Origin of the sequence: Streptomyces sp. NPDC014676, from assembly GCF_043084105.1 — a bacterium.
Lineage (GTDB): Bacteria > Actinomycetota > Actinomycetes > Streptomycetales > Streptomycetaceae > Streptomyces.
In genome coordinates, this window is the sequence record NZ_JBIBZI010000016.1 from 66942 (window position 1) to 89129 (window position 22188).

The 22188-nt window shown below is 73.4% G+C and carries 17 protein-coding genes and 1 pseudogene; 11 read left to right on the top strand and 7 right to left on the bottom strand.

The genetic code is table 11. The features are described from left to right. Nucleotides 1–2 precede the first annotated feature (2 nt). The 3 genes from ACF1DX_RS32660 (at nt 3) to ACF1DX_RS32670 (ending at nt 3467) form a co-directional block, all read left to right on the top strand. Entirely contained in the window at nt 3–1304 is a 1302-nt protein-coding gene (locus ACF1DX_RS32660) for a cytochrome P450 (RefSeq protein WP_391794870.1), read from the top strand. Between the two features lie 106 nt (nt 1305–1410). Continuing rightward, nucleotides 1411–2676, top strand: coding sequence for a cytochrome P450 (locus ACF1DX_RS32665; protein ID WP_391794772.1), 1266 nt, complete (start codon nt 1411–1413; stop codon nt 2674–2676). Continuing rightward, a complete protein-coding gene (locus tag ACF1DX_RS32670) occupies nt 2673–3467 on the top strand; it encodes an enoyl-CoA hydratase/isomerase family protein (protein ID WP_391794773.1) in 795 nt (264 codons plus the stop codon). Before ACF1DX_RS32665 ends, ACF1DX_RS32670 begins: the two co-directional genes overlap by 4 nt. Nucleotides 3468–3512: 45 nt before the next feature. Here the strand turns inward: ACF1DX_RS32670 and ACF1DX_RS32675 are convergent. After that, nucleotides 3513–3853: pseudogene (locus ACF1DX_RS32675) on the bottom strand (DUF664 domain-containing protein). Nucleotides 3854–3953: 100 nt separating this feature from the next. Here ACF1DX_RS32675 and ACF1DX_RS32680 point away from each other — a divergent pair. Next, a complete protein-coding gene (locus ACF1DX_RS32680) occupies nt 3954–4919 on the top strand; it encodes a helix-turn-helix transcriptional regulator (RefSeq protein ID WP_391794774.1) in 966 nt (321 codons plus the stop codon). Between the two features lie 58 nt (nt 4920–4977). Further along, nucleotides 4978–5916, top strand: coding sequence for a GNAT family N-acetyltransferase (locus ACF1DX_RS32685; RefSeq protein ID WP_391794775.1), 939 nt, complete (start codon nt 4978–4980; stop codon nt 5914–5916). On the opposite strand, the gene ACF1DX_RS32690 is transcribed toward ACF1DX_RS32685, so the two are convergent. Genes ACF1DX_RS32690 through ACF1DX_RS32710 form a run of 5 tightly spaced genes read right to left on the bottom strand, consistent with a single transcriptional unit; the run spans nt 5913 to nt 13323 of the window. Then, entirely contained in the window at nt 5913–6470 is a 558-nt protein-coding gene (locus ACF1DX_RS32690; RefSeq protein ID WP_391794776.1) for a vitamin K epoxide reductase family protein, read from the bottom strand. The two genes, ACF1DX_RS32685 and ACF1DX_RS32690, sit on opposite strands and share 4 nt — an antisense overlap. A 50-nt stretch (nt 6471–6520) precedes the next feature. Continuing rightward, nucleotides 6521–7243 (bottom strand): respiratory nitrate reductase subunit gamma, encoded by a 723-nt coding sequence (narI, locus tag ACF1DX_RS32695; protein WP_391794777.1) that lies wholly within the window; start codon nt 7241–7243, stop codon nt 6521–6523. Next, nucleotides 7243–8028, bottom strand: coding sequence for a nitrate reductase molybdenum cofactor assembly chaperone (narJ, locus tag ACF1DX_RS32700; RefSeq protein ID WP_391794778.1), 786 nt, complete (start codon nt 8026–8028; stop codon nt 7243–7245). Before narJ ends, narI begins: the two co-directional genes overlap by 1 nt. A gap of 47 nt (nt 8029–8075) precedes the next feature. Further along, nucleotides 8076–9620: a nitrate reductase subunit beta gene (gene narH, locus ACF1DX_RS32705; protein ID WP_391794779.1), complete on the bottom strand. Its 1545-nt coding sequence runs from the start codon at nt 9618–9620 to the stop codon at nt 8076–8078. A gap of 1 nt (nt 9621) precedes the next feature. Then, nucleotides 9622–13323: a nitrate reductase subunit alpha gene (locus ACF1DX_RS32710; RefSeq protein ID WP_391794780.1), complete on the bottom strand. Its 3702-nt coding sequence runs from the start codon at nt 13321–13323 to the stop codon at nt 9622–9624. Nucleotides 13324–14643: 1320 nt separating this feature from the next. On the opposite strand from ACF1DX_RS32710, the gene ACF1DX_RS32715 reads away from it, so the two are divergent. From ACF1DX_RS32715 to ACF1DX_RS32740, 6 genes are all read left to right on the top strand, one after another. Beyond that, complete coding sequence (locus tag ACF1DX_RS32715; RefSeq protein WP_391794781.1) at nt 14644–15852, top strand: TIGR04053 family radical SAM/SPASM domain-containing protein; 1209 nt, start codon at nt 14644–14646, stop codon at nt 15850–15852. Between the two features lies 1 nt (nt 15853). Continuing rightward, nucleotides 15854–17194, top strand: a complete 1341-nt coding sequence (locus ACF1DX_RS32720) for a multicopper oxidase domain-containing protein (RefSeq protein WP_391794782.1) — start codon at nt 15854–15856, stop codon at nt 17192–17194. Further along, entirely contained in the window at nt 17194–17640 is a 447-nt protein-coding gene (locus ACF1DX_RS32725) for a hypothetical protein (protein ID WP_391794783.1), read from the top strand. Before ACF1DX_RS32720 ends, ACF1DX_RS32725 begins: the two co-directional genes overlap by 1 nt. 281 nt (nt 17641–17921) lie before the next feature. Beyond that, nucleotides 17922–18947 (top strand): Acg family FMN-binding oxidoreductase, encoded by a 1026-nt coding sequence (locus ACF1DX_RS32730; RefSeq protein ID WP_391794784.1) that lies wholly within the window; start codon nt 17922–17924, stop codon nt 18945–18947. A gap of 128 nt (nt 18948–19075) precedes the next feature. Then, nucleotides 19076–20323, top strand: coding sequence for an MFS transporter (locus ACF1DX_RS32735; RefSeq protein ID WP_391794785.1), 1248 nt, complete (start codon nt 19076–19078; stop codon nt 20321–20323). 29 nt (nt 20324–20352) lie between these two features. After that, the gene (locus ACF1DX_RS32740) at nt 20353–20826 is read left to right on the top strand and encodes a hemerythrin domain-containing protein (RefSeq protein ID WP_391794786.1); all 474 of its coding nucleotides are present in this window, start codon (nt 20353–20355) and stop codon (nt 20824–20826) included. 66 nt (nt 20827–20892) lie between these two features. Here the strand turns inward: ACF1DX_RS32740 and ACF1DX_RS32745 are convergent, their stop codons facing one another. After that, the gene (locus ACF1DX_RS32745) at nt 20893–22098 is read right to left on the bottom strand and encodes a serine hydrolase domain-containing protein (RefSeq protein ID WP_391794787.1); all 1206 of its coding nucleotides are present in this window, start codon (nt 22096–22098) and stop codon (nt 20893–20895) included. Between the last annotated feature and the right edge of the window lie 90 nt (nt 22099–22188).

Consider the following 22188-nt stretch of genomic DNA (forward strand, 5'->3'; position numbering starts at 1 on the left):
CCATGCACGACGCCGCGTTCGCCGCCGATCCCCAGCAGGTCTACGACCGGCTGCGCGCCCACGCCCCGGCCGGCCCCGTCGAGCTCGCCCCCGGCGCGGACGCCACGCTGGTCGTCGGCCACGAGACGGCGCTGCGCGTGCTGCAGAACACCGAGCTGTTCGCCCGCGACGCCCGCCGCTGGAAGGCGCTCAACGAGGGTCGCATCGGCATGGACAACCCGGTGCTGCCGATGATGGCGTACCGGCCCAACTGCCTGTTCACCGACGGGGCGGTGCACCTGCGGCTGCGCAAGGCCGTGGTGGACAGCCTGGCCCGGCTCAACATCACCCGGATCCGGCGTGACGTCGAGCCGATCGCCGACTACCTGCTCGACCGGTTCAGCGAGCGGGGCCGGGCCGACCTGCTCAACGACTACGCCAAGCTGCTGCCGCTGCTGCTGTTCAACAAGCTGTTCGGCTGCCCCGCGGGCATCGGTGACACCCTCACCACCGCCATGTCGGCGATCTTCGACGGCAAGGACGCGCTGCGCGCCAACGAGGACCTCACCGCTTGTCTGATGGAGCTGATCGCGCTCAAGCGGCGCCAGCCGGGTGACGACGTCACCTCCTGGCTGATCCAGCACCCGGCCGGGCTGACCGACGAGGAGCTCAAGGACCAGCTGGTGATGCTGATGGGCGCCGGCGTCGAACCCGAGCGCAACCTCATCGGCAACGCCCTGGTGCTGCTGCTGTCCGGGGCGGGCGGCCGGGACAGCGGCATGCTGATCGAGGAGGCCCTCGACCACGTGCTGTGGAACCAGACGCCCATCGCCAACTACGCCACCCACTACCCGGTCCAGGACGTCGACCTCGGCGGCCACGTGGTGGAGGCGAACACCCCGGTCGTCATCTCCTTCGCGGGCGCCAACAGCGACCCCGCGCTCGCCGAGGCCCGCCGGGCGCACAGCAAGGGCGCCCATCTGGCCTGGGGGGCCGGCCCGCACGCCTGCCCCGCCAAGGACCCGGCGCAGGTCATCGCGACCACCGCGATCGAACGGCTCCTCAACGCACTGCCCGACCTCGCCCTGGCCGTGCCGGAGAAGGACCTGCAGTGGCGGCCTGGGCCGTTCCACCGGGCCCTGGTCGCCCTGCCCGTGACCTTCAGCCCCACCGCCGCCACCCGGATGGCGGCCGCGCTGCGGGACCGGGCCCCGGAACCGGGTGAGCGGCAGCCCTTCCCGGCGGCCGCGTCCGCGCAGGTCCGGCAGGAACCGGGACGGAAGAAGGGATTCTGGAGCAGTTTCCTGGACATCTTCCGTGTCTGATGCACGGCATGTGACAGGAGCAACACACAGGGGCGCATGACACAGGAGTGCGGACGGGTAGGTTCCGGCGGTACTGATCGGTAGCGCCCACTCAAAGGAGCTCTGCGTGACCGCCGTTGGCGACATACGCGGCACCACCCACGACCGCCGAGCCGTCATCTCCCTTCTCCGCCGCCTGCGTTCCCCGGAAGGGCAGGCCGACCCCCTTCCCATATGGGAGGAGATGCGCGCCCTGGGGGACGTCGTACGCGCCCCCTGGGGCGGCTATTTCGTCACCGGCTTCGAGGCATGCAGCCAGGTCCTGCGCGGCAGGAACTGGCTCGTGCCGGACTTCGCCTGGCAGGAGCGGCAGCCCGACCCGGAGCGCTGGCAGGCACCCGCCACCCGCGAGATGAGCCGCACCCTGCCCAGCCTCAACGCCCCGGCCCACACCTGCCGGCGACGCGCCCTGGGCAACCCGTTCGACCGCACCACCCTGGAGGGCCTGCGCCCCCGGGTCGCCGCTCTCGCCGCCGGCCTCCTGGACGGCCTCGAGGACCGGCTGCGCGCCGACGGGGAGGCCGACTTCGTCACCACCGTCGCCGAGCAGCTCCCCCTGCTGACCGTGGGCGACTGGCTCGGCATCCCCCCGGAGCACCACGCGCACATCCTGGACTTCACCCACCGGCAGGTCTACGCCCAGGAACTGCTGCCCACCAAGAGCGAACTCGCCGTGTCGGCACAGGCCACGCTGGAGATGCGGGCCTACTTCACCGAGCTGATCCGGCAGCGGCGGACCCGTCCTGGCAACGATGTCCTCACCGGCTGGATCCACCACTGGGACGCCCAGTACCCCGACGACCGGGCCGCCGCGGACCAGGTGATCTACGACCTGACGATGTTCATCACCATCGCCTCGCTGGAGACCAGCGCGGTGCTGCTGGCCAACGCCGTGTGGTTCCTCACCCGGGACCCCTCCCGCGCCGCGTGGCTGCGCCGGCACCCGCAGCACATCGACGACGCCGTCGAGGAGACGCTGCGCTACGACCCGCCCGTGGTCGTCAACACCCGTGTCGCCGCCGACGACACCGTCCTCGCCGGCACACCGGTCGCCAAGGACACCACCGTCCACGTGCTGTACGGGGCGGCCGCCCACGACCCCCGCCGCAACCCGGACCCCCACCTGTTCGACATCCGGCGCGGCGGCGGCCACCTCACCTTCGGCGGCGGCGCCCACTACTGCCTCGGAGCGGCACTCGCCCGGCTGGAGGCCCGGGAGCTGCTCACCCAGGTGCTGGAACGCTTCCCCACGCTGCGGCCCCTCGCACCCCCCTCCTACGACACCTCCCGCGTCGTCTTCCGCCGCATCACCTCCCTGAAAGTCACCGCATGAACGCCCCGCCCCTCGCCGAACTCCCCGCCGGACTTCCGGCCGACCGGATACTCAAGACCCTGCGCACCCACCGGCAGGGTCCTCTCCTCACCGTCGAACTGAACGTCCCTGAACAGGGCAACGCCGTCACCGACGCCATGCTGGACGACCTCCTCACCGTCCTCGACGACCAGGACCCGGCGGTACGGGTCCTGGTGCTGGCCGCCGCCGGCGACGACTTCTGCCTCGGCGGCGACCGCGGCGAGTTCGCCGAGCACCTCGCCCTCGACCCCACCGGCGGCGGCATCCGCGCCTCCGGGACCCGCGCCCGGCGCGTGTGCGAGGCGCTCACCGCCAACCCCGCCGTCACCATCGCCCGGGTCCAGGGGAGGGCCATCGGCGCCGGACTCGCCCTCGCCCTCGCCTGCGACCTGCGCGTCGGCGCCGACACGGCGGCCTTCCGCCTGCCCGAACTCGCCCTCGGCCTGCCCACCGCCTGGGGCGGGCTGCTTCCCCGCCTCATCAGCGAGGCGGGGGCCGCCCGCGTCCGCGACATCATCCTCACCGGGCGCGTCTTCGACGCCCACGAGGCCCACACCCTGTCGATCCTGCAGAAGGTCGTGCCCGAGGACGCCCTCGACGCGGCCGTCACGGCCTGGGCCGGACCCGTCCTGCGGCGCCCGGCCCCCGCCCTGCGGGTCACCAAGGCCCTGCTGAACTCGCTCACCGCGTCCACCCGCCTCGCCGACGTCTCGGTCCTCGATCCCGAGCTGATGGCGGCGGTCCTCACCCAGCAGCACCGGCCCGGCTGACCGCGGGCGTGCCGCTCGGCGGGCGGACGCGGTGATCCGCGCCGGTCAGGTGGACGTCCGTCCGTCGAGCGTCTCGCGCAGGACGCCGGCGTGTCCCGCGTGCTGCGCGGTCTCGGCGATGAGGTGCGTCAGCACCCCGCGCACGGCTCCCGGCTCGTGCCAGGGGCCTCGGTCATGAAGGCCGTCCGCGCCTCCTCGACGGCCGCGACATGCTTGATCAGCCCGCCCGGGCACAGGGCGCCGGCCGTCGGGCGCGCGGCGGCCTGTTCGTCGCTCAGTCCGCGCACCGTGGTGGTCAGGGACGCCCGCGCGACCGCGAGCGCGGCGAGCGGACCGGCCCGTTCGGCGTCGAGGGCGGGCGGCCGGGGCATGGCGGTGGTGGTCATGGTGATCGGGTCCTTCCGGTCGTCGTCGTGGCCGGACACGGGAGAACCGTCGCAGGGAAGCGGTCAGGGCGTGTCCTCATCCCGGGGCAGGATCGGCACCATGCCGAAAACCTCAGCCCGACTGCTGTCCCTGCTCTCCCTGCTCCAGGCCCGCCGCGACTGGCCGGGGGCGCTGCTGGCCGAGCGGCTGGGAGTGAGCCCGCGGACCGTACGCCGCGACGTCGACCGGCTGCGCGAACTCGGGTACCCCGTCGCGGCCTTCAAGGGACCCGACGGGGGCTACCGGCTGGACGCCGGCACCCGGCTGCCACCACTGCTGTTCGACGACGGGCAGGCCGTCGCCCTCGCCGTCGCGCTGCGCACCGCCGCCACCACGGGCGCCGCGGTCCGGGAGGACGCGGCCCGCGCCCTGGCCACCGTCCGGCAGGTCATGCCCGCCCGGCTGCGCCACCGCGTCGACACCCTCCGGGTGACCACCGTGGAGCCCGCGGCCCGTCCGCACCCACCCGTCGACGGCGCGCTGCTCATGACGCTGAGCGCCGCCGTCCACGCCGGCGAAGTGCTGCGCTTCGACTACGCTCCCGCCTCCCCGCCGCGCCGGGTGGAGCCGCACCGTCTCGTCAGCCGGGACGGACGCTGGTACCTCGTCGCCTTCGACCTCGACCGCGCCGACTGGCGCGTCTTCCGCGCCGACCGGATCACCCCGCGCAGCCCGACGGGGCCCCGCTTCACACCGCGCGAGGTGCCCGGAGGCGACGTGGCCGCGTTCGTCACCGGCAGGTTCCGCGGAGCGGACGGCTCCGGCGAGTGGCCCTGCCGCGGCGAGGTCATCCTGGACCTGCCCGCCGCCACCGTGGCCCGCCACGCCCACGACGCCGTCATCGAGGAGCTCGGCCCCGGCCGCTGCCGGCTCGTGACGGGCTCCTGGTCGTGGACCGCCCTGGCCGCCGGCATCGGACGGTTCGACGCCGCCGTCGAGGTCGTCGGCCCGCGGGAACTCAAGGACGCCTTCGCGCTCCTGGCACACCGTTACGCCCGTGCGGCGGCCGGCCCGCCCGACGCCTGACCCGCGGTCCCCGAAAAACCGTTGCGCCCCGTGCCCGGTCACCGGATTCTTGGGCCTCATGCCCTACGTACAGCGTCCCGCGGCACTCACCGACGTGCCCGCCGTCACCGAACTGCTCAACAGGGTCGACGAGATCGAGATCGGCCGGCCCGAGACCGACCTGCACACCGTCGAGGCCGAGCTCGGGCATCCCGGTACCGACCTGGAGCGGGACTCCTGGCTCGCCTGGGACGGGGACCGCCTGGTGGCGTACGGGCTGCTGTGGGACGAGTCCGGCGGCGAGCGCGTCGACATCGACCAGTACGTCCTGCCCGGGCACCAGGGGGCCGCCGCCCGGATGCTGGAGGCGATGGAGGCCAGGGCGCTGGAGAAGGCCCGGGAGAACGGGGCGGAACGGGCGGTGGTGCATCTGCACCTCAACGCGGCACCCACCCTCGACACCGGACTGCTCCGGGCGCGCGACTGGCGGACCGTACGCCGGTACCACGTACTGCGCCGCCCCCTGGACCCCGCACGGGACACGTTCCCCGAGGCGCCCGCCGGCGTCCGGGTGCGGGACTGCGCCGCCGAGGCGGACCGGTCGCGCGTCCACGAGCTGTACCAGGCGTCCTTCACCGACCACTTCGACTTCCGGCCGCGCGCCTACGACATGTGGCTGCACGACATCGACGCCCGGGGACTGGACTGGTCCCTGGTGTGGATCGTCGGCACCGAGGACCTGGGAGACGTCGGCTTCCTGCTCGCGCGGGACGACCGCGAGGCCATGGGGTGGATCCGCAGCCTCGGTGTGCTGCCCGCGGCCCGCGGCCGCGGACTGGGCGGATTCCTGCTGCGGCACGCGTTCGCGGCCTTCGCGGCGCGCGGACGGGACACCGTCGGGCTCGGCGTGGACACCGGGAACGCCACAGGAGCGCCCCGGCTGTACGACCGCCACGGCATGACGGTCCACTACGCCGTCGACACCTGGGAGGTGACAATCGGCCGGCGCACCGGCTAGAGCAGGCTGCTCCAGTACGTCCGGAAACGGGTCAGGACCAGCAGCACGACCACGCCGTACCAGCCGGCCAGCAGCAGCCAGTGGCTCTCCAGGACCAGGCCCAGGGCGGCGCGACCACGCCGGGGCACGGGAATGACACCGTGTGCGCAGTTGCGCAGGGTCACGTACCAGAACAGGGCGATGGTCACCACCCAGACGACGGCGCAGTACGGGCAGAGGCGGTCGAGTTCGTACAGCGACTGCCAGATCAGCCAGTGGACGAACCCCACCGCCGCCAGCGCCCCGCCGTTCAGCGCCAGCCACAGCGCCCGGTGGAGTCGCGCCCCCGTCAGCACGGTCACGCCGAGGACGGCCACCGCGGCGAAGGCGCCCAGGCCGATCAGCATGTTGGGAAAGCCCAGCAGATTCCCCTGCGGGCTCGCCATGGCGCTGCCGCAGCCCACCACCGGGCTGATGTCGCACGACGGCACGTAGTCGGGGTCCTCGAGCAGCCGCCAGTCGTCGATCGCGAGGCGCAGGGAGGCGAGCCGGCCGACGGCCCCGGTCAGCGTCATCAGCCATCCGACGCGCCTCCCCGGCGCTGTCGCCGTGCCGGCCGCCCCGCTCATACGGCCCGCCGCCCGCCCGGCGCGGTGGCGGCGGCCGTGCGCCGCCGGTAGACCACGTACGGACGTACGAGGTAGCCGCCCGGCGCGCTCCACACATGGACGAGCCGGGTGAACGGCCAGGCGGCGAAGAGCAGACAGGCGGTGAGCGCGTGGAGCTGGAACAGCAGCGGGGCCCCGGCGATCGCCCCGGGCTCGGGGGAGAGGGTGAACAGCCCCCGGAACCACACCGAGACGGTGGAGCGGTAGTCGTAACCGGCGCCGAAGACGTTGTGGGCGGCGGTGGCGGTGATGCCGAGCAGCACGGTCGCCGACAGCAGCGGGAAGAGGACCTTGTCGCTGCGGTCGGTGCGGAGCCGGATCCGGCGGCTCAGCAGCCGGCGGGCACACAGCATGCCGAGCCCGGTGACCATGGCGATCCCGGCGACCGAACCCGCCCACACGGCGACGGTGTGGTACGTGTGCTCGTCGACGCCGGCGGCCTCGGTCCAGGAGGCCGGCACCGCGAGACCGGCGACGTGCCCGCCGATCACCATGAACGCGCCGAGGTGGAACAGCGGGCTGCCCCAGCGCAGCCACCGGTGTTCCAGGAGCTGGCTGGTGCGCGAGGTCCAGCCGAACTGGTCCTGCCGGTAGCGCCAGACGTGCCCGACGGTGAACACCGCGAGGCAGACGTAGGGCACGGCGACCCAGAGGAACAGGTCGGCTGCGGAGGTGTTCATCAGTGGTCTTCCTGACGGTGCGCGGTGGACGGTGGCGCGAGGGTGGGCGGGGCCTGCTCGGGCGGGACGAACGAGCCCGGCGGCGCGAACTCACCGGCTCCGTAGGCCCCGTACGGGTCGAGCCCGACGTCCTCGTTCGGCGGGCCCTCGGCGGCCAGTTCGGCCACCGCCCGCAGATCGGCCCCGGTGGGCGGCGGCAGCAGCGCGGTCAGCGCCGCCAGGACGTGCCGGTAGGGGGAGTCCGCGTCGGTCAGGGCGCGGTGGATCAGTTCGATGCCGCGCCGGTGCTGGCGCAGCGGGGCCTCGCCCCGGCCGGGGCCGGTCAGGGCGGCGAACTCGAGGACGACCGGGAGGTGGTCGGGGAGTTCACCGGCGTCGGTGTCCCAGCCGGCCGCGCGGTACCGCTGGGCGAGGGTGAGCAGGGCCATGCCGCGGCGGCGGGTGTCGCCGTGCAGGTAGTAGGTGAGGTAGAGGCCGCTCCTGCGGCGCAGGTCGAACGTCTCGACGTAGTGCCGCTCCAGGGCGTCGGTCTCCTGTCCGGCGAACCAGGCGGTGAACTCGGCCAGGTGCCCGGCCGCCGGTGAGGGCGGCAGCGCCCCGACGGTGGCGGTGAGCACCGGCCGGGCGGCGGCGAGACCGGCGTCGGGGTACTGCAGCAGCAGCGACATCAGCCGCAGCAGCAGTGCCCGTCGCTCCGTCTCCTCGGGGGTGAGAGGCGCGGTGCGGGAGGTCCGGTCCGGGCGGCGCAGGGCGGCCCGGACCCGGGTGCGGACGATCCCGGGCACGGATGGGGGTCCCCCCAGGCGTTCAGCACTGGGGGAGGGCAGGGGGGTCACGGGTGGCTTCCGGCGGGGGTGTCGGTGGTGCGGCGGCGCAGAGTGGGGATGCCGAGCATCACGCGGCGGCCGTCGCCGGCCCCCGGCCCGTCGGCGGTCTCGACGGGGCAGCGGTTCTCCATCGCGGTCAGCGCCGCCGCGTCCTCCTTGTGCGCGGCGGGGACGACGTAGCGGTCCTCGTACTTGGCGACGGCGAGCAGCCGGTGCAGGTCCTCGGCCTCCCGCGCGGTCAGCCCGACGGCCTTGAGCACGGTCTCGTCGCCCTCCCCGCGGAGGCTGCGCTCGCGCATGTACGAGCGCAGCGCGGTGAGCTTCATCAGGACCCCGCCGACCACATCGGTGTCCCCGGCGGTGAACAGTTCCGCCAGGTACTCCAGCGGGATGCGCAGCCGGGTGACAGCGGCGAACACGTGGTCGGGGTCGTCCTGGTCGCCGCCGGCCGCGTCGACGGCGTCGAGGACGGGGGAGAGCGGCGGCACGTACCAGACCATCGGCAGGGTGCGGTACTCCGGGTGCAGCGGCAGCGCCACCTTGTAGCGCATGACCAGGTCGTACACGGGGGAGCGGCGGGCCGCGTCCAGCCAGTCCTCGGGGATGCCCGACTCCCGTGCGGCGGCGACGGCTTCGGGATCGAAGGGGTCCAGGAACACGTTCCGCTGGGCGTCCAGCAGGTCCTTCTCGTCGGGGGTGGCGGCGGCCTCGCCGACCCGGTCGGCGTCGTACAGCAGCAGGCCGAGGTAGCGCAGCCGGCCGACGCAGGTCTCGGAGCAGACGGTGGGCTGCCCGGCCTCGATGCGCGGGAAGCAGAACGTGCACTTCTCCGCCTTGCCGGTGGTGTGGTTGACGTACACCTTCTTGTACGGGCACGCGGTCACGCACATGCGCCAGCCGCGGCACTTGTCCTGGTCGACCAGGACGATGCCGTCCTCGACCCGCTTGTACATCGCGCCGGACGGACAGGCCGACACACAGGCCGGGTTGAGGCAGTGCTCGCACAGCCGGGGGAGGTGGAAGAGGAAGGTCTGCTCGAACTCGAACTTGACCTTCTGCGCCCACTCGCCGCTGAGGTTGGGGTCGCCGCCGGCGTTCTCGGGAGCCCCGCCGAGGCCGTCCTCCCAGTTGGCGCCCCAGGTGATGGCGGTGGGTTTGCCGGTGAGGACCGAGCGGGGCCGGGCGACGGGCATGCCGGGCCCGGCGGGGGCGCTGATGAGGTTGTCGTAGTCGTAGGTGACCGGCTCGTAGTAGTCCTCCAGGGACGGCAGGTCAGGGTTGGAGAACAGCGACAGCAGCCGCTTGACCCGGCCGCCGGAGCGCAGGACCAGGCGTCCGCGCCTGTCGAGCATCCAGCCGCCCTTCCACTGCTCCTGGTCCTCGTAGCGGCGGGGGTAGCCGACACCGGGCTTGGTCTCGACGTTGTTGAACCAGGCGTACTCGACACCGGTGCGGTTGGTCCACGTCTGCTTGCAGGTGACCGAGCAGGTGTGGCAGCCGATGCACTTGTCCAGGTTCATGACCATGGCGATCTGAGCCATGACGCGCATGTCAGTACTCCACATCCTGCGAGCGACGGCGGATGACGGTGACCTCGTCACGCTGGTTGCCGGTCGGGCCGTAGTAGTTGAAGGCGTAGGTGAACTGCGCGTAGCCGCCCGCGAGGTGCGTCGGCTTGAGCAGCAGGCGGGTCAGCGAGTTGTGCATGCCGCCGCGCTTGCCGCTGATCTCCGTCTTCGGCACGTTGATGTTGCGGTCCTGGGCGTGGTACATGTACACGGTCCCCTCGGGCATCCGGTGGGTGACCACGGCCCGGCAGGCGACGACACCGTTGCGGTTGTACGCCTCGATCCACTCGTTGTCCTTGACGCCGATCTTCCCGGCGTCCTCCAGCGACATCCAGATGACCGGGCCGCCGCGGGACAGGTCGAGCATGTACTTGTTGTCCTGGTAGTTGGAGTGGATGGACCACTTCGAGTGCGGGGTCAGATAGCGGACGGTGACCTCCGCCCGCCCGTCCTCGCGCAGCTGCTCGTCGCCGTACGCCCGCTGGGCGTTCAACGGCGGCCGGAACACGGGAAGTTGCTCGCCGAGCTCGGTCATCCAGTCGTGCTGGACGAAGAAGTGCTGGCGGCCGGTGAGGGTGTGCCAGGGCTTCTTGTGCTCGGTGTTGATGACGAACGGGGAGTAGCGGCGCCCGCCGGTCTCCGAGCCCGACCACTCGTAGGAGGTCATCACGGAGCGTGGCTGGGTGCGGGTGTCGGCGAAGGTGATCCGCTCGGCCTCGCGCTCGGAGGCGAGTTCCACCAGCCCCTCGCTGCCGGTCCGCCGCTCCAGTTCGCGGAAGCCCTCGGTGGCCAGCCGGCCGTTGGTGGTGCCGGACAGGGCCAGGATCGCCTCGCACATGTCGGAGGCGGTGGCCAGCGACGGCCGGCCGGCGGCCACACCGTCGCGGACGGTCCCGCAACGCCTGCGCAGGTCCTCGATCTCCCGGTCGGGGTGGACGGTGACGCCCTTGGTGGTGGTGCCCAGGGTGTCGAGGAGCGGACCGATGGCGCGCATCTTCTGCGCGACGGCCGCGTAGTCCCGTTCGATGACGGCCAGTTTCGGCATGGTCTTGCCGGGGATCGGTTCGCACTCGCCGGCCCTCCAGTCCCGTACGACCCCGCCGGGCTGGGCGAGTTCGTCGGGGGTGTCGTGCGTCAGCGGCACCGCGAGGACGTCGGTACGCGTGCCCAGGTGCTCGGCAGCCAGCTCGCTGAACCGGTCGGCGATGGTCAGGAAGGCGTCGTAGTCGGTACGGGCCTGCCAGGGCGGGGCGATGGCCGGGGTGAAGGCGTGCACGAAGGGGTGCATGTCCGTGCTGGACAGGTCGTCCTTCTCGTACCAGGTCGCGGCCGGCAGGACGACGTCGGAGAGCAGGCCGGTGGAGGTCATCCGGAAGTCCATGGTGACCAGCAGGTCGAGCTTGCCCTCGGGCGCCTCCTCCCGCCAGACCACCTCCCGCGGGCGCCCTTCCGGCGGGGTCTGCGCGGAGCGGACGTCCGCGTCCGTGCCCAGCAGGTGGCGCAGGAAGTACTCGTTGCCCTTGCCGGAGGAACCCAGCAGGTTCGCCCGCCACACGGTCAGCACGCGCGGGAAGTTGGCCGGGTCGTCGGGGTCCTCGACGGCGAACCGCAGCCGCCCCGACTTCAGCTCGTCCACGATGTGCTCGGCGACCGGACGCCCCCGCTGTGCCGCCTCGTCCGCCAGGTCGAGGGGGTTGCGGCCGAAGCCGGGGTGACCGGGCGTCCAGCCCAGCCGCACGGCCTGCGCCAGGCAGTCGGCGAACGTCTTGCCGGCGAGCTTGCCCTCACCCACCGGGGAGGCCAGCTCGTCCGCCCCGAACGCCTCGTACCGCCACTGGTCGGAGTTCATGTACCAGTAGGAGGTGCCGGTCATGTGCCGGGCCGGCCGCTGCCAGTCGAAGGCGAACGCCAGGTGCTGGAAACCGGTGAGCGGACGCACCTTCTCCTGGCCGACGTAGTGCGCCCAGCCGCCGCCGTTGACACCCTGGCAGCCGGTCATGGTGGTCAGCGCCAGGAACGCCCGGTAGATGGTGTCGGAGTGGAACCAGTGGTTGGTGCCGGCCCCCAGCGCGATCATGGAACGACCGTTGGTGCGCTCGGCGTTGCGGGCGAACTCCCGCGCGATCCGGGCCGCCTGCCGGGCCGGCACGGACGTGATCGTCTCCTGCCAGGCCGGGGTGTACGGCTCGGCGGCGTCGTCGTACGAGGACGGCCAGCGGCCCGGCAGACCCGGCCGCTCCACCCCGTACTGGGCCAGCATCAGGTCGAAGACGGTGGTGACCCGGCGCCCGCCGACGGTGCGCACCGGCACCCCGCGGACCATGGTCGTACCGCCCTCGGTGGCGCCCTCGTCGAAGCGGGGCAGCGTGACCTCGGCCGTCTCCACGGTCCGTTCCAGCAGGGTCAGTTCGGGCGTCACCTCGCCGAGGTCGAGGTTCCAGCGGCCCTGCTCGCCCTTGGCCCAGCGGAAGCCGAGCGAGCCGTTCGGCACGACCGGATCGCCCGTGGCCGCGTCGATCAGGACGGTCTTGGCGCCGGCGTTCTCCTCCTCGTGGCCGAGGTCGGCGGCGGTCAGGAACCCGTCCGGGACGAGACCGCCGTCCGTGTGCTCGCGCAGGGTGATCAGGAACGGGGCGTCGGTGAACTCGCGCAGGTAGTCCTGGAAGTAGGGCACCTCACGGTCGACGAGGAACTCCTTCAGGATGACGTGGCCCATGGCCATCGCCAGCGCTCCGTCGGTGCCCGGGTGCGGGGACATCCACTCGTCGGCGTGCTTGACGTTGTCGGCGTAGTCGGGGCTGACCGCGACGACCTTGGTGCCGTTGTAGCGGGACTCGGTGAGGAAGTGCGCGTCGGGCGTGCGGGTGACCGGGATGTTGGAACCCCACATGATCAGGTAGCCGGCGTTCCACCAGTCCGCCGCCTCCGGCACGTCCGTCTGGTCGCCGAAGACCTGCGGGGAGGCGACCGGCAGATCGGCGTACCAGTCGTAGAACGACAGCAGGGTGCCGCCGATCAGCGACAGGAAACGGGAACCGGCCGCGAAGGACGCCATCGACATCGCCGGGATCGGGGAGAAACCGGTGACGCGGTCCGGACCGTACTCCTTGACGGTGTGCACATGGGCGGCGGCGACCAGCTCGGCCACCTCGCCCCAGTCGGCCCGCACCAGCCCGCCCTTGCCGCGCGCCCGCTTGTAGGCGCGGGCCTTCGCCGGGTCGCCGGTGATCTCCGCCCACGCCGCCACCGGGTCGCCGAGCCGCTTGCGGGCCTCACGCCACAGCTTCAGCAGCGCACCGCGCACATACGGGTAGCGGACCCGGCTGGGCGAGTAGGTGTACCAGGAGAACGACGCCCCGCGCGGGCAGCCGCGCGGCTCGTACTCGGGGCAGTCGGTGCCGATCGACGGGTAGTCGGTGGCCTGGTGCTCCCAGGTGATGATGCCGTCCTTGACGTACACCATCCAGGAGCAGGAACCGGTGCAGTTGACGCCGTGGGTGGAGCGCACCACCTTGTCGTGGGACCAGCGGTCCCGGTAGAACCCCTCCCACTTCGGGTCGCCCGTGCCGAACACCGCGCGCCCGTCGGGCGAGACCTCACGGCGGTTCAGCAGTCTGCGCGTGGCCAGCGGCCAGGTCCCCGGTACGGGCTTCTGTCCCCGGCGTGCGCTCTGATCGTTCTCCATGGTCAGGAACCTAGGTCTCCGCCGGGGCGCCGGCCTTGGGCCGAACGGCCCCGGTCCCGCGTCCTACCGGCCCGCTCCCCGGCCCTGTGCCGGGACCCAGGGCCCCGGCGGGGTGGGCGAGGGCGGGGGCCCGGCGACGGGGCGGCGCGGGAGCACGACGCCGGGCCTCCCGCGCCGTCGGCGTACGGGTGGCGGAGCCGCGGACGGCCAGGACACCGGCCGGGCCGACACCACCGGCCGGTGTCCGCGTCGGCCCGTGCGACATCGGCGCCGCGCCCCTCGAAGGGGGCGCCGGGCGTGCGGACGCGTCCGGCCCGGGTGGCTGCCGTGATCCATGGGAGCGGACACCGGACCGCGCGGTTCGCGGCCCACCCGGGCCGAAGTGCCCACGGACCACCGGCCGTCCGGCCCCGTTCCGGGCGGTGGACAGGGACCGGTGGACGCCTGTGCGGACCCGCCCGGCCCAGGGAGAAGGGGCGCGGTACGGACGAAGCTGTGACGTGACCGGCCGGGAAGCGACACGGACCGTCACGTCACCCTGCGCGGCCACGTCTTCTCGTGCCACGGGCCGGGCAGCGGGCGCGGCGAGCTCCCGGACCGGTCACCGTCCGGCCGTTCCTCAGTCACGGCCGGACGCGCGGTCCACCACGTTCCGGGCCGGCCACCACCCGGGCCGGCCGCCCGGCGCCCCGGGTCCCGTCAGGGAACGTGGCGGACCGCGCCGCCCTCACCCGCACGGAACGGCCACCGCCGACGGCACCCCCGCCCTCGGGGCGTCTCCCGCGACATGGACCGGGCCTTCCGGCGCGCGGCCCACGGCGGTCGCCGTGAAGGGGGGCGGCCCCCAGGGCCCCGCTGAGGTGAGGCGGTCTCCTGCCCCGGTGTGGCCCCCCTGTCCCGCGGGTCCCGGTGCCCTGCCCCCTGCGCCACCCGGCGGGACGCCCTCCGCTCTCGCGGACACCACGCCCGCTCGAAGCGGTCTGTCGGGGCCGAGGCCCCCTTACTCGCGGGCGGGCCGGACGACCGCCGGGCCGTTCGGGCGGCACGGTCGCCGCGGAGAGGGACCATCGGCCCACCCGATCGGGACCGGTCGGCCGGGGTGCCGGCCAGGCCCGGTGCACGAGGCTGGTGCCGACCGATCCGGAGGTATCCCGTGCACCACCGCAACCAGCATCCGTGCGGATGTGTCCCCCGCAATCCCCCGTCGCGGGTGCTGCGCGCGGCACGGACCGGTCACAGTCCGGCCGCCCGGCCCACCGTCTGCCACGACTCCCGGGCGGCCGGACGAACACTCACCACGACACGGGACCGGAGGCGCCGGTGACCGGCGCACGCGCGATCCGCCGGCAGCACCAGGACGTCACCGACCGGCCGTTCATCGTCATCTGGGAATCCACCCGCGCCTGCCCGCTGGCCTGTCTGCACTGCCGGGCCGAGGCCGTACCGGACCGCGATCCGCGCGAGCTGGACACGGCCGCGGCCAAGGACCTCCTGGCCCAGGTCGCCGCGTTCGGGCAGCCCGCCCCGCTGTTCGTGATCACCGGCGGCGACCCGTTCCAGCGCCCCGACCTCAACGAGCTGATCGCCCACGGCAAGGAGGCCGGCGTCCGCGTCGCCGTGTCGCCGTCCGGCACCCCGACGCTCACCCCCGAGCGGCTGCGGGAGGTGCACGAGGCCGGTGCCGTCGGACTCTCCCTCAGCCTGGACGGCTCCACCGCCGAACTGCACGACGGCTTCCGCGGGGTTCCCGGCGTGTACGGCTGGACACTCGACGCGTGGGACGCCGCCCGCGCCATGGGCATGAAGGTGCAGATCAACACCACCGTCGCCCGGCACAACCTGCACGACCTGCCGGACATCGTCCGGCTCGTCCGTGACCACGGGGCGATGCTGTGGAGCGCCTTCTTCCTGGTGCCCACCGGACGCGGCCGGCAGCTCGGCGAACTCACCCCCGCCGAGACCGAGGACGTACTCAACTTCGTGTACGACGTCGGCCTCACCGTGCCCGCCAAGACCACCGAGGCCCACCACTTCCGCCGGGTGGCGATCCAGCGCGAGATCCTCGCCGAGGCCGGCGACGACCATGTGGCGGTGCTGGGACTCGGCCCGCTCTACCGGGAGCTGCGTGAGCGCTCCGTCCGGCTCGGCCTGGACGCCGGGGGACGGCGGGCCCGGCGTCCGCCGCTGGACGTCAACGCGGCCCGCGGCTTCGTCTTCGTGTCGCACACCGGCACCGTGCACCCCAGCGGATTCCTCCCCCTGGGCGCCGGCAGCGTGCGCACCCGCCCCCTGACCGAGATCTACCGCTCCTCGGAGCTGTTCACCGGCCTGCGGGACCCCGACCGGCTGGGCGGACGGTGCGGGGCGTGCGAGTTCCGCCGGGTCTGCGGAGGCTCGCGGTCCCGCGCGTACGGCGTCACCGGCGACCCGTACGCCGAGGAGCCCTGGTGCGGCTACCGGCCGGGGTCCTTCCCCCGCCGGCCCGAACCGGCGGCCCTGCTCGGCACCCCGCCGGTCCCCGGGGAGTGACGTGAGCGGCGACCACGACGGCCCCTCCCGGCGGCCCGCCCTGCTGGGCACCGCGGCCGGAGCGGCCCTGACCGTGCTGGCCGTGCTCGCCGCCAACAGCGGCGGGGACACGGACGGGCCGGACACCGCGAGCGGCACCGCCGTCACCCGCACCGTCGAGGTCACCCTGGACGGCATGCGCGTACGCCCCGCCCGCATCGACGTCACCGAAGGGACCGCCCTGCGTCTGAAGGTCACCAACACCGACGCGCAGCGCCACGACCTCAAGGTCGAGAACGGCCCCGCCACCCCGCTGCTCGTCCAGGGACAGAGCCGCACCCTCGACCTCGGGCCGGTCACCGAGGACCGCGAGGCCTGGTGCACCCTGCCGGGACACCGCGCGGCCGGCATGACCCTGGACATCGTCGTCCGCGGGACGGCCGCAGCCGAAAGCCACGACGGCCACGGCGGGCACTCCTTTGACGGCACGGGCCTCGACCTCGGCGCGGACTTCTCCCCGGACTGGCGGCCGCGCACGGCCGGCCTCGCCCCCGCACCGGAGGGACGGATCCACCGGCTGGAACTGCGCGCCACCCGCACCACGGCCGAGGTCGCCCCCGGCGTCGAACAGCAGATGTGGACCTTCGGCGGCACCGCGCCCGGCCCCACCCTGCGCGGCAAGGTCGGCGACGTCTTCGAGATCACCCTGGTCAACGACGACGACACCATGGGCCACGGCATCGACTTCCACGCCGGATCCCTCGCCCCCGACCGGCCCATGCGCACCCTCCGGCCCGGCGAACGCCTCGTCTACCGCTTCCGCGCGGAGAGAGCCGGGGCCTGGCTGTACCACTGCAGCACCGCCCCCATGCTCCAGCACATGGGCAACGGCATGTACGGCGCCGTCGTCATCGACCCGCCCGACCTGGAGGAGGTGGACCACGAGTACCTCCTGGTCTCCTCCGAGCTCTACCTCGGCACCCCCGGCAGCACCGCCCAGGTGACCAGGATGCGCGAGGGCACCCCCGACGCCTGGGTCTTCAACGGTGTCGCCGCCCAGTACGCGAAGCGGCCCCTGACCGTGAAGGCCGGGGAACGGGCCCGGTTCTGGGTGGTCGACGCCGGACCGGCCGACCCGGTGGCCTTCCACATCGTCGGAACCGTCTTCGACACGGTGTACAAGGAAGGCGCCTACCTGCTGACACCGGACCGGCCCGGCGGCGCGCAGGTGCTGGACCTGGCCCCGGCCCAGGGCGGCTTCGTCGAGACCACGTTCCCCGGGGCCGGGCACTGCTCCTTCGTCGACCACGACATGCGGCATGCCGAGGCCGGGGCACACGGCACCGTGGAGGTGAGCCGGTAGTGGACACCGTAGGTCCCTGGTCCCTGGTGCGCTTCGCGCACGTGGCGGGCGCCGCACTGTGGGTCGGCGGACAGCTCGCCCTGTCCCTGGTCATCCTGCCGCTCGCCAGGCGCCTGCTCGACCCCGACGCCAAGGACCGTTTCACCGCCGAGGCGGGACGCCGGTTCGGGATGCTGACCGGCGCCCTGTTCCTGCCGGTGCAGCTCGGCACGGGCATCGCCATGGCCTGGCACAAGGGCGTCACGTGGGCCTCCCTCGCCGAACCCGGCTACGGCCGTACCCTGGCCGCCAAACTCGCCCTGTTCATCCTGGTGATGGCCGCCGCGGCCGGCCACGGCATCGCGCACGCGCGACACCGCGCCGACCTGGCCCGCGCCCTCGCCGTCGTCTCCCTCGTCGGCTCCCTGGGCGTCGTCCTCCTCGCCGCCGCCCTGCCGGCCACCTGAACGCTCCGCCGGCAGCCGGAGAAGTACGGCGGTGTGCCGTCGGTCGTCCGCGGCGCCGTCGTGGCCGGTCGCGCCCACGCGGCGGGCCGCACGCCGGTACGGTCCCGCGCCCCTTCAGGGCGCCGCCGGACCCGCCCGGACGCCCGCCCCGAAGATCCCAGGGCCCCTCGGCGCGGGGCGAGGGGCCGGGCGGCCCTCGCCCCGCCCCCGACGGCGACGCAGGGTGGAGGCCACGGGCCGTACTCCTCCACACCGGAGGTTCCGGACAGCGAGGAGCCACTGTGCAGACCAAGGAGATAGACGCCACCGCCCTGGAGACGCTGCTGGCCGCGGCGGTGGCGGCGCCTTCGATCCACAACACCCAGCCCTGGCGCTTCGGCTTCGACCTGGACACCCGGGCGGTCACGGTCCACGCCGACCGCAGCCGGGCCCTGGCGCTGGCCGACCCGCACGGACGCGCCCTGCACCTGTCCGCCGGCTCGGCCGTCCTCAACCTGCGGGTCGCCGCCGCCCACCTGGGCTGGGAGCCCGTACCGCACCTGCTGCCGGACCCCCGCGATCCGGAACTGCTGGCCACCGTGCGGCTGACCGTCACCACGGGCTCCCCGCCGGCCCACCGCGCCCTGTACCCGGCCGTGGCACGGCGCCACTCCAGCCGGATGCCGTTCACCGGCCGCCCGGTGCCCGAACCGGTCGTCGCCGACATGACCGCCGCCGCGCGGGCCGAGGGCGCCCGCCTGTACGTCCCGGACATCCTCCAGACCCGCCGCCTGCTGCGGGTGACGTCGGCGGCCGAACTGCGCAACGCCACGGACGAGGCCCGTACCGCCGAGAGCCGCGCCTGGGTCGCCCCGCCCGGGGCGGGCCCGTACGGCATACCGCTCACCGCCGCCCGCCCGCTGGACGCCGCAGGACGCATGCCGATGCGCGACTTCACCGGCCGGGTGCCCGTGCCGGGACGGTCGCGGACGCGGTTCGAGCGGCACGCCCAGGTCGCCCTGCTGTGGACCGTCGGCGACCGGCCGCGGGACTGGCTCGCGGCCGGCCAGGCCCTGGAACGCGCGCTGCTGGTGGCCACCGCGCACGGGGTACGGACCTCACTGCTCCACCAGGCCATGGAGTGGCCGGACCTGCGCGAGGCGATGCGGGTCCCCGGCACCCGGTGGTGCCGCCCACAGGTGCTGATCCGCTTCGGCTACGGCCCCGAGGCGCAGGGCACCCCGCGTGCCGCGGCCCGCCCGGACGGCCGAACGACCGGTGCCGCCCGCCGTCCGGACCCCGGTCCGGGGACCGCCGGGCCCTGGTGATGAGGACTGACGGCCCACCCGTTCACCACCCTCCGCTGCCGATAGTGAGGGCGGGACACCGGGACACAGCCCGGGACCCGCGGCACCGACTGATCCGGGCCGCACCGCGAACAGGGAGGACAGGCGGCATGCTCCAGCCGTCGAGCAAGTCGAATCGAGCACCGGAACCCGGTGCGGCCGTGACCGGCCGGGCCTGGCTGATGCTGGCCCTGGCCACGGCCGGGTTCGCCCTCAACTTCTGGGCCTGGGCACTGCTCAGCCCCCTCGCCCCCCGGCTGCAGGACTCCTTGGACCTGTCGTCGTTCCAGCAGTCGCTGCTGGTGGCGGTCCCCGTCGTGGTCGGCTCCCTGGGCCGCATCCCGGTCGGCGCGCTCACCGACCGGTTCGGCGGACGGGTGATGTTCCCGCTGGTCTCGGTGACCACCATCGTGCCCGTGCTCTATCTGGGACTGGCCGGGCACTCCTCGCTCGCCGCGCTGCTGGTCGGCGGTTTCTTCCTCGGCATCGGCGGCACCTCCTTCGCCGTCGGCGTGCCGTTCGTCAGCGCCTGGTTCCCGCCCGGGCGCCGGGGCCTGGCCATCGGCGTCTTCGGCGCCGGTATGGGCGGCACCGCGATCAGTGCCCTCACCACGGTCAAGCTGGTCGACGCCCACGGGATGGCCAACCCCTTCCTGATCACCTCCGCGGCGCTCGCCGTGTACGCGGTGGTCGCCGCCCTGCTGCTGCGCGACGTCCCCGGACGCACCGTGCCGACCGAGCCGCTGGCCCGCCGGCTGGCCGCGACCTTCAGGCTGGGCATCACCTGGCAGGCGTCCGCCCTGTACGCGGTGGCCTTCGGCGGTTACGTCGCCTTCTCGGTCTACCTGCCGACCTACCTGAAGACCGGTTACGGTCTCACCCAGGCCGACGCGGCCAACCGGATGGCGGGATTCGTGCTGCTGGCCGTGGCCATGCGGCCGGTCGGCGGCTGGCTGTCGGACCGCATCGGTCCGGTACGGGTGCTCACCGGCTCACTGGCCCTGGTGGTCGCCGGCGCGCTCGCCCAGTCCTTCACGCCCTCCCTGGCCCCCGTCGGCACCATCGCCTTCCTGGCCATGGCCGCGGCGCTGGGCGCCGGCAGCGGCGCCGTCTTCGCCCTCGTGGCGCTGCTGGCCCCGGCGAGCAAGGTCGGCTCGATCACCGGCGTCGTCGGTGCGGCCGGCGGCCTCGGCGGCTTCCTGCCGCCGCTGCTCATGGGGGCCCTGCACGGCGCGTACGGCTCCTACGCCCTGGGCCTGGTGCTGCTGGCCCTGGTGTCCGCGGCGGCCCTGGCCTACACCGCGACCGGGGTACGCCGCGGGGCCACCCGACGGGTCCACGCCGTCCACTCGAACTGACCGTCACCCCCCTTTGAGGAGCCCACACCATGTACGAGTACTGCGGCTGCCAGTCCCTGACCGCGATCGACGACCTCACCCGCGAGCACGACGCGGTGGTGGACCTGATCAGCCACGTCCGGGACGCCCGCCGGGCGGGTGACATCGACCTGATGGCCCGGCTGGCCCGGCGGATCGGTGCCGTACTGGAGCCCCACACCCAGGTCGAGGAGCACGGGCTGTTCCCCGCCCTCGCCGACGACTTCCCCGAGCAGATGGCCGCGCTCGAGGCGGAACACCGCCGCATCGAGGCCGTGCTGGGAGAGGCCGCGGACGGCACACCACGGGACGCCGCCTGGCCGGACCGGCTGATCCGGGCGCTCGACCTGCTGCGCGAGCACATCCTCAAGGAGCAGGACGGTGTCTTCCCGGCCGCCCTGGCGGCCCTGTCGACCGAGCAGTGGGAGGAGATCGAGGCGGTGCGCGCCCGGGTCGGCACGCGCATGGAGCAGCCGACGGGCTGATACCCCTCCCGTGCCCCGGCCGGACAAGCGTCCGGCCGGGGCACGGGCATGCGGTGGCCCGCCGGATCAGTTCCGGGTGACCTGGGGAGCGATGTCCTCGGTGTAACCGCGGGCCGGGGCGGTGGACTTGGCGGCGGCCGTACCGGAGCCGCAGAAGGAGGCGTCCAGCGTGGCGCCGAGTGTGGCGTTCACGGTCCCGTTGTTGGAGGTGTTCGCCAGGGAAGTCATGCTGCGGGCGCCGTCGCCGGTGGTGAAGGCGTAGGTGTAGTAGCCCTGGACGGTGCCGGTGTGGCCGTAGACGGTGGTGCCGCAGGAGAGGGTGCGGGCCCTGAGGCCCAGCCCGTAGGACTGCTTCCCGTCCGCGGTCACCGGGACCATGGTGGTCATCTCCTCCAACTGCTCGGCGGGCAGGAGCCTGCCGGACAGCAGCGCGGAGAAGAAGCGGTTGAGGTCCTTGCCGTTGGAGACGACCGCGCCCGCGGACTGGGCCCAGGAGACGGTCTGTTCGGTGGAGTCGACCAGCGGCAGCGTGGTGTCGTCCGGGCGGAGGTAACCGCGGGAGTAGGAGCCGGAGAGGGTCGTGCGCGGATGGACGTACGAGGTGTTCCGCAGCCGCAGGGGAGCGAAGATGCGCTGCTGGTACTGGGTGGCGACCGGGGTGCCGGTGAGGTGTTCGATCATCTGCCCCAGCACCACGAAGTTGGTGTTGGAGTAGCTGTAGGCGGCGCCCGGCGTGTTGTTCAGGGGGCGCGCGGTCGACAGGTCGATGAGCTCCTGGTAGCTGAAGACCTTGTTCCGGACCGCCTCGAAACCCGGGACGGTGTGGAAGAACATGTCGTTGGTGTAGTCGTACAGGCCGCTGCGGTGGCTGAGCAGGTGCCGTACGGTGATGCGGTCGTCGGGCAGCGGTTCGGGCAGGTAGCGGTTGGCCGGGGCGTCGAGGTCGACGCGTCCTTCGGCGGCGAGTTGCAGCAGCACCACCGCGGTGAAGGTCTTGCTGACGCTGCCCACGCGGAACCGGCGGCCGGTGTCCATCGCCGTGTGGGTGCCGGTGTCGGCCTCCCCGGTGGCGACGCGGTAGGTGGTGAAACCCTCGTCGATCCGGGTGAGCGCTCCCGGAGCGCCTTGTGAGAGGGCCGTGTCGTGCACGGTGCGCACGGCGGTGAGGTCGGGGGCGGGCAGGGAGGAACCGTCCGCGAGGGCCGGAGCGGCCCCCAGGGTGACGAGCAGGGTGGAGCCGGCGAGCGCCAGGCTCACATCTTTGATCCGCATCCGCGTCTTTCCTGATGGTGGGGGAACCGGAGGGCGCTCGCGACCCCGGATCGGCCCAACTCCCGTTGTTCGTAGGAAAGTCGGAGAAGT